The organism is Rhizorhabdus sp. (assembly GCF_018006725.1).
Classification (GTDB): Bacteria; Pseudomonadota; Alphaproteobacteria; order Sphingomonadales; family Sphingomonadaceae; genus Rhizorhabdus.
In genome coordinates this window covers 1-7,207 of sequence record NZ_JAGMXV010000230.1, presented here as the reverse complement: position 1 = coordinate 7,207, position 7,207 = coordinate 1, and the positions used below count along the sequence as shown (strand labels likewise).

Genomic DNA, 7,207 nt, shown 5'->3' with positions numbered 1-7,207 from the left:
GTTCAGCCCGCAGCGTCGAGCAATGCTGTCGCGGCCGAGCCGAGCGCGCAGTCGAGCAGTTCGACCTACACCTATCCCAAAGGGGACATGGCGGCGGCACGCGCCGCGGCGAAGGCACTGGCGACCCCGGCACGCCAGGCTTCGGGCGGCATCATCTCCTCTACCGATCTGCCCTCGACCATCCCGGGCTTCAGCAGCGGCACGCAGCCCGGCGAAGCCTATGCCGATGATCCCGATGCGCTGATCGCGGCCGGCGGGTCGGCCGCTGGCGCGAACGAGGCGTGGCAGCTCGTCACCGATCCGGGCCGCAAAGTCGTGACTGTGCCTGCCGGCGATCTCACGCGCGCGCAGGACGTCGAGAAGGACCCGAACAGCTATCTCGCCGGTCAGTCGGTGGGCGGCACGGAAAGCAGCTGCAAGCCGCTGCCACCCAATGGCACCACCGATTATTACGAGGCGACCTGCAACAAAGGCGCGAAGCTCGAGGAAACCCCGGCGACCTGCACGGGCAGGATGGACCCGGTAATCGTCGATACATTGCGGTACTTCTACTACGGCGTGCGCGACCAGAACGAGGGCAACGGGTTCGCCCGCAACAGCGTGATGCAGGCCAAGGTCAGTGCCGGCATTTGCCGGGTCGAGGCGGGGACGCCGCATATCTGCGATGCGCAGATCGAATTGGGGGCGGGCGGCGGCAACGTCGAAGACTATCGTCGCTGGTGCAAGAGCCTGTCCTCAATGCGCACCACCGCGCAGCTTTATTCGTGCTCGGCCGAAATCCCCCAGGCGGAGATCCCGGCGCACCAGAATTACGCGACCGGCACAGTGTATCTCAGGAAGGAAGGTACGCGCGAGATCACGCTAAAGCGCAACGAGGGAAGCTGTCCGGCGCTGGTGGCCGACACCGCCTGCACCGCGACGGGACCGGAGGTCTGCACCGAGGGGCCTGAGACGCGGATCATTGACGGTGTGTCGGTCACGGCATCGTGCTGGGCGTGGTCGCGGCCGTTCACCTGTCAGCGCATCACCCAGGCGTCCGATTGCAGCGATCTGGAGAACGGCGGGAAATGCACCTTCCTGCGTGACGAGTGCCTCGACGATCCGCAGTCCGGTCCGTGCCAGGTCACGACGAAGGTCTACAAATGCCCGGTCCCGACGCCGCCTTCGACCGGTCCCAAGCAATATATCTGCGGTGATGACGTCTATTGCATCGACGGCGAATGCGAACCGGTCGAGCGCGAGGCGTCGACTGAGTTCAAGGACGCCGTGGTCGGGCTGCACGCGCTGGGCCAGGCCAATGCCGAGTTCGATCCCGATACGCTGACGCTGTTCTCGGGCAAGCGGCAGACCTGCCACAAGCCGGTGTTCGGACTGGTCAACTGCTGCGCGGGCAAGGCCTCGGGCCTCATCACGACCGCTGCCGGCGCGGCCGCGATCGCGGGCGGGCCGGTGGCGATCGCCGCGCTCGCGACGCCGTTCCTGACGATGTTCATGTGCTCGAACGACGAGAAGCTGCTCGACGTGCAGGACCGGATGGGGATGTGCCACAAGCTGGGCGAATATTGCTCGGACAAGGTGCTGGGCATCTGCACCTCCAAGAAGACGGCCTATTGCTGCTTCGAGAGCAAGCTGTCGCGCATCCTGCAGGAACAGGGTCGCCCGCAGATCAACAAGCCGTGGGGCAGCGCCAAGAAGGAAACCTGCAAGGGGTTCACGCTCGACGAATTCTCGCGGCTCGACCTGTCGGTGATGGATTTCACCGAGGTCTATGCCGAGTTCGTCGACGCCGCGAAGCTGCCCGACGAGATCGAAACCTCGCGCCAGATCCAGGAGCGGATCAAGGCCTATTACGACGCGAAGAAGAGCAAATGACCGGCGTGACGCAACTGTCGGACCATCGTCCCTTTCCCGACCTGTCGGTCGCGGAATTTGCGGTCCTGATCGCGCTCCTGCGCGCCGGACCGCACCCGGCCGGGTTCCTTATCCCGACGCTCGACAGCTGGTTCGATACGAAGCTGTGCGTGGCCGATCTCGAACCGACGATCGCGCGGCTGATCCGCGCCAACCTCATCCTGCGCCGGGGCGAGACGCTCTACCCGCGCCGGCACGCCCGCAACCTCATCATCGGGGTGTACGGCAACCTGTTCCGCATCCTCGCCGACGACATGGCGCAGCTCGTGTCGCTCAAGGAGCCGTCGCTCCTCGGAACGCTCAAATCCTACCTCACCCGCCGCGAACAGGAAGATCGCGAAAAGCAGAAGAAGAAGGACGACTGACATGCGCAAGGCCCTGACCCTCGCTCTCATCCTCTCGGTCGCATCGCCCGTGCTGACGCCGGCGACGGCGCAGGAGCTGACGCCGCTGCCGGATTCGGTGTCGTCCACCCGCGATGCCGGTGACGACGGCCGCGATGGCGGTCAGGATAGCTATGGCAGCGCGGACGATCTCGGATCGGCCGACCGCGTCGCGGCGCAGACCGGCGACGACTTCTACTGCCGCGAACGGCGGCTCGGCACCTGGTTCTACTGCGACAAGCCCAAAGCCAAGCCCGCCGAGCAGCGGTCGGCGCAGCCCGCGCGGTCGTCGGCCGAGCAGCTTGCGGCGATCTCGAAACAGCTGGAGGAGTTGAAGGCGCGGGCGATCCTCGAGCCGACGCCCGAGAACATCAGCCACTATATCGCCTTCCAGCGCGAGCAGCTCGATCGCGCCTCGTCGTTCGCCGACATGTGGCAGCGCACGGTGTGGCAGAACCCCGACCTCGACTACACGCTCCAGCGCCCCGTCAGCCAGCTGGGCAAGCGAACCTGGCTCGACACGCGCAACGCCGATCGCGAGCGCGTGTTGTCGCAGATCTCCCAGCGGTACGGCGTGTTCTATTTCTACTCGTCGGCCTGTGCTGCGTGCGAAACCTTCGGGCCGATCATGCGCAGTGTGTCGGATCGCTTCGGCCTGACCGTCATGGCAATCTCGCTCGATGGCGGGCCGACCCGCGCCTTCCCGAACTATACGGTCGACACCGGCCAGTACAAGGCGATGGGCATGCGCGGCCAGCAGGTGCCCGCGCTTGTGCTGTTCGACACTGTCACCAAGCAGCCCATGCCGATCGGCTACGGCGTGATGGCGGCCGACGAAGTGATGAACCGCATCTTCACACTGACCAGCGTCAAGCCCGGGAGTGACTTCTGATGGTCCGCTCGATCGTCCGCTTCTGCGCCGCGGTTCTCGCGCAGGCCAGCATGATCCTCGCGCTTGGCGGTCTCGTCGCGACGCCGGCGATGGCCGACGTCCAGGGCGAGATGAACAGCTATTTCAACAAGTCGGGCGCGGCCGCGAACGTGACCGGCCCGACCGCCTTCCAGGGGCAGTCGGCGGGCTATTACTCGGGTGGTTCGCTGTGGAGCCGCTTTCCGCAGAAGTCGATCAACCCGGTCAGCGTCGCGCTCCCCAGCGCGCGCGGCGGCTGCGGTGGCATCGACCTGTTCGCGGGGTCATTCTCGTTCATCAACGCCGACGAGATCGTGGCGATGCTCAAGGCGACCGCCAACAACGCGATCGGCTTCGCCTTCCAGCTCGCGATCGACAGCATCTCCGCGCAGATCGGCGGGGTGATGAAGGACATGAGCCAGCGCGTGCAGCAGCTGAACGCGTTCAACATGTCCTCCTGCGAGGCGGCGCAGCAGGCGGTCGGCTCGCTGTGGCCGGCGATGGACGGGGCGTCCTCGACGATCTGCCAGCAGGTCGGCGGGGCGAAGGGCTTCTTCTCCGACGCGGCCGCGGCGCGCCACGGCTGCACCAACAAGGGCGAGCGTGAGGATACGATCGCGCGTGCCGGCGACGACGCCGAGCTGGTCCAGTCGAAGAATTACACCTGGTATGCACTGAACGCCAAGAGCGCAACCAAACCGTCCCGGGAATATGCCGAGTTCCTCATGACGATGGTCGGCACGATCATTTATGACGCGACGAAGGCGAAAGACAGCATGGGCGCGTTCCAGTTCATCGCGCCGGCCAGCTGGGACACCTATCAGGCGCTGCTCGACGGCACCGCCTCGGCGCCGACCGACGTGTGGCAGTGCGACACGACCGACGACAAGGGGTGTCTGAAGCCCACGCCCACCAAGCTAAGCATCTCGACCAACGTGGCGCTGCGTACGCGCGTCCTCAAGGCGATGGACAGCATGTCGGGCAAGATCCGCTCCAACGCCGCGCTGTCGGGTGACGAGATCGCGCTGCTCGGGATGACCTCGATCCCGCTCTACAAGATCCTCGTCGTCAACGAGGCGGCGCACATGGGCCTGTCGGGCGGCGATCGCGCGACCCTCGCCGAGATGGTCGCGATCGACATGTTGATGTCGATGCTCGACCGGATGCTGGACACGATCTCGCAGGCGCAGGCGGGCGCAAAGTTCGTCTCGACCGACGAGTTCAAGGCGTGGCGCGCCCAGGTCGACAGCGTGAAGACCGAGCTGTCGCGGCGCAGCGAGAAGATGGCCGGGCAGATCTCCAATACCTACCGGGTGATCCAATACACCCAGTTCATGGAATCCACCCTCAAGAACACCATGAGCCCGCAGTTGTCGGCTTCGCTCCGGTTCGGACGCGGCCTCAGCGCGCAGGGCTTGCGGTAACACGGCGGCAAGGGAGCGACGGCGATGGGCGGGCTCGAAGTCTTCACGATCGGCGGGGGCGAATATATCGTCAACGTCTTCAACGCGGTCGCGGCATGGACCGGGGGCGGGGGCTACCGCTCGATGCTCCAGGTCGTGATGGTGATGGGCTTCATCTACTCGCTGTTCGTCGTCGCCTTCTCGCTCGACTGGCGGGCGTGGTTCAACTGGTTCCTCCAGTCGACGCTCATCTACATGATGCTGATGGTCCCGACCGTCACGGTGAAGGTGACCGACCGGATTAACCCCGCGCTCGCGCCCTCGGTGGTCGACAACGTGCCGCTGGGCCTTGGCGTGATGGCCTCGTTCACGAGCCAGGTCGGCGACTGGATGACGCGCTCGGCCGAGACCGTGTTCGTCATGCCCAACGCGCTCGCGCTGACCAACAACGGCATGATCTACGGCGCGCGGCTGATGGACAAGGCGCGCACCTTCCAGATCACGGACAGCGTGTTCCGCGCGAACCTCGACGAACACCTGAAGCAATGCACCTTCTATGACGTGCTGCTCGGGTTCAAGGCGATGGACGATCTCACCAAGACCAGCAATCTGTGGGAATCGATCGGGCCGGGGTCGCCGGCGCGCAGCCAGCGGTGGATCACCTCGACAGGCCCCGGCACCACCGAAAACTCGATCATCCCGTGCAACGAAGCCTATTCGCGCATGGATGCCCAGTGGCAGACCGCCTACGACAAGGATCTGATCCCGTTCGCCAGGAACGCCTATCCCGGCATCGCCGACACGATCGCGGCCCAGCGCATCCGCGATGACCTGCCGGTGGTCGCGGCACAGATGCACGGCACCTCGACCGATGCCTATTCGTACCTCAAGCAGATCTCGATGATCGACGCGTTCCTGGCCGCGCGCGAGAGCTTCTCCGATGCGGGGTGGGACGCCTATGCGTCGCAGCGCGCGGACGCGCAGGCCAAGAACACCTATACCTCAATCGCGACGCAGGCGATGACCTGGGTGCCGCTCCTCGGCATCGTCCTGACGGTCGTATTCTACGCGATGTTCCCGGTGCTCTTCCCGCTGTTCCTGTTCCCCAGGACCGGCCTGCAGACGCTGAAGGGCTATGCGACCGGGTTCTTCTACCTCGCCTCCTGGGGGCCGCTCTACGTCATCCTGCACATGTTCGTGATGAGCAGGGCGGCGAGCCTCTACCATGCGGCGGCGCCGATCGGGCCGACGCTGCTGGTCTCGGACGGCATGGCGAGCGTCAATGAATCGATCTCGACGCTCGCGGGCTTCCTGATGATGAGCGTGCCGTTCATCGCCGGCGGCATGGCGCGCGGCGCGATGGCGATTGCGGGACACGCCACCTCGATGCTGCAGCCGGCGCACAGCGCGGCCGAGCAGGCGGCGACCGAGCGCACGACCGGCAACTATTCGTATGGCAACACCTCGTTCCAGAACCTCACGTCGGGCATGACCCAGGCGAACAAGTTCGACGATCAGCCCAAGTTCAATTCGGGCTATTCGGTCGGCACGTTCACGAACGCCGATGGCGGGGTGACATACGGCTTCGCGGACGGGACCAACGCGTTCGATACGCGCCAGGGCATCTCGAACCTCGCGTTCACGCCGACGCGGACCGCCGGGTTCGACAGCAGCATGAGCCGCGCGCTCTCGGACGGGCAGACGCACACCCAGTCGCTCCGCAGCGCGGCATCGCAATCCTGGAACGCGACGGCGACGACGGCGACGGATCTGTTGACGGCCGCTGAGCATCGGCGGGGCAGTTCGACCGAAACCGGGTCCGGATTCAACAACAGTGTTTCGAGGATGACTGAGGCATCTCGATCGCTTTCGACAAACATTTCGCAGAGGTTCGGTTTAACAGAGGCCGACAGCCAAGCTATCTCTCGGTCTTCGCAAATGACGGGTGACGCCGATGCAGGACTTTCGGTTCTCGGGAAGAAATGGGGGATCACTGGTAAAGCCGGCTTAGGTTTGAAGCTTGCCTCCCTCGCGAACGAAAATACGGGTCGAACGATAACCGGGGACCAAGCCTATAGTGAGTTACGGGATTATGTCTCCAGAGAGACCAACACCACACAGGCGCGTGCGGCGCGCGACGAGTTCATGCGCGAAACCAGCACGAGTGGGGACAGCGAGGTTCGGTCGCTCTCGCAGAAGCTTGGCGTCAGCGTTGGGGAGTCTCGCTCGGCGTCGCTCGAAGCGACCCGCGCTGAAGAGACGTTCCAGCGGGTCAGCAACGATGTGAGGGAGTCTTCGGCCCGGGGCTGGTCGCTCAACCGGAACGAGAGCCAGGAGTTTGTCGTGTATGCCCAGGAGCGCCTGCTCGGCGACGACACGCTGTCGCAGTTCGGGTGGACGCCCGGCATGGTCATGCCGCGCACGCCGCAACAGGAACAGGTGCGCGATATCCTGCTGGGTGAGTTCATGGAGCGCCGCGTTGCATCGGTCCGCGATGCACTGGGTGTAAGCGTGCCTGAGCGTCTGTCGGGGCAGTTGCATGGCCCCGCATCGGCGACCCCGGGTGCGGTAGACCAATGGGGCAACCAGCGCGCAGCCGG

The 7,207-nt window shown here is 65.1% G+C and carries 5 protein-coding genes; all 5 read left to right on the top strand.

Annotated features, from left to right (window positions below; translation table 11 throughout):
* The coding region (locus KAY22_RS22135) for a conjugal transfer protein TraN (RefSeq protein ID WP_296625352.1) at positions 1-1,872 on the top strand (1,872 nt) is incomplete at its 5' end.
* Positions 1,869-2,276, top strand: coding sequence for a hypothetical protein (locus KAY22_RS22130; RefSeq protein ID WP_037447140.1), 408 nt, complete (start codon positions 1,869-1,871; stop codon positions 2,274-2,276). The genes KAY22_RS22135 and KAY22_RS22130, both read left to right, overlap by 4 nt.
* A gap of 1 nt (position 2,277) precedes the next feature.
* A complete protein-coding gene (traF, locus tag KAY22_RS22125) occupies positions 2,278-3,186 on the top strand; it encodes a conjugal transfer protein TraF (protein ID WP_024310614.1) in 909 nt (302 codons plus the stop codon).
* Entirely contained in the window at positions 3,186-4,628 is a 1,443-nt protein-coding gene (locus KAY22_RS22120; protein WP_296625351.1) for a conjugal transfer protein TraH, read from the top strand. The genes traF and KAY22_RS22120 overlap by 1 nt, the downstream gene beginning before the upstream one ends.
* A 24-nt stretch (positions 4,629-4,652) precedes the next feature.
* Positions 4,653-7,207: conjugal transfer protein TraG N-terminal domain-containing protein (locus KAY22_RS22115; RefSeq protein ID WP_296625350.1), on the top strand; the 2,555-nt coding region annotated here is incomplete at its 3' end.

Bases quoted from the DNA above. Each gene is read 5' to 3' on its own strand.
- KAY22_RS22130 (WP_037447140.1), top strand. From the start codon at position 1,869: ATGACCGGCGTGACGCAACTGTCGGACCATCGTCCCTTTCCCGACCTG.
- traF (WP_024310614.1), top strand. From the start codon at position 2,278: ATGCGCAAGGCCCTGACCCTCGCTCTCATCCTCTCGGTCGCATCGCCC.
- KAY22_RS22120 (WP_296625351.1), top strand. From the start codon at position 3,186: ATGGTCCGCTCGATCGTCCGCTTCTGCGCCGCGGTTCTCGCGCAGGCC.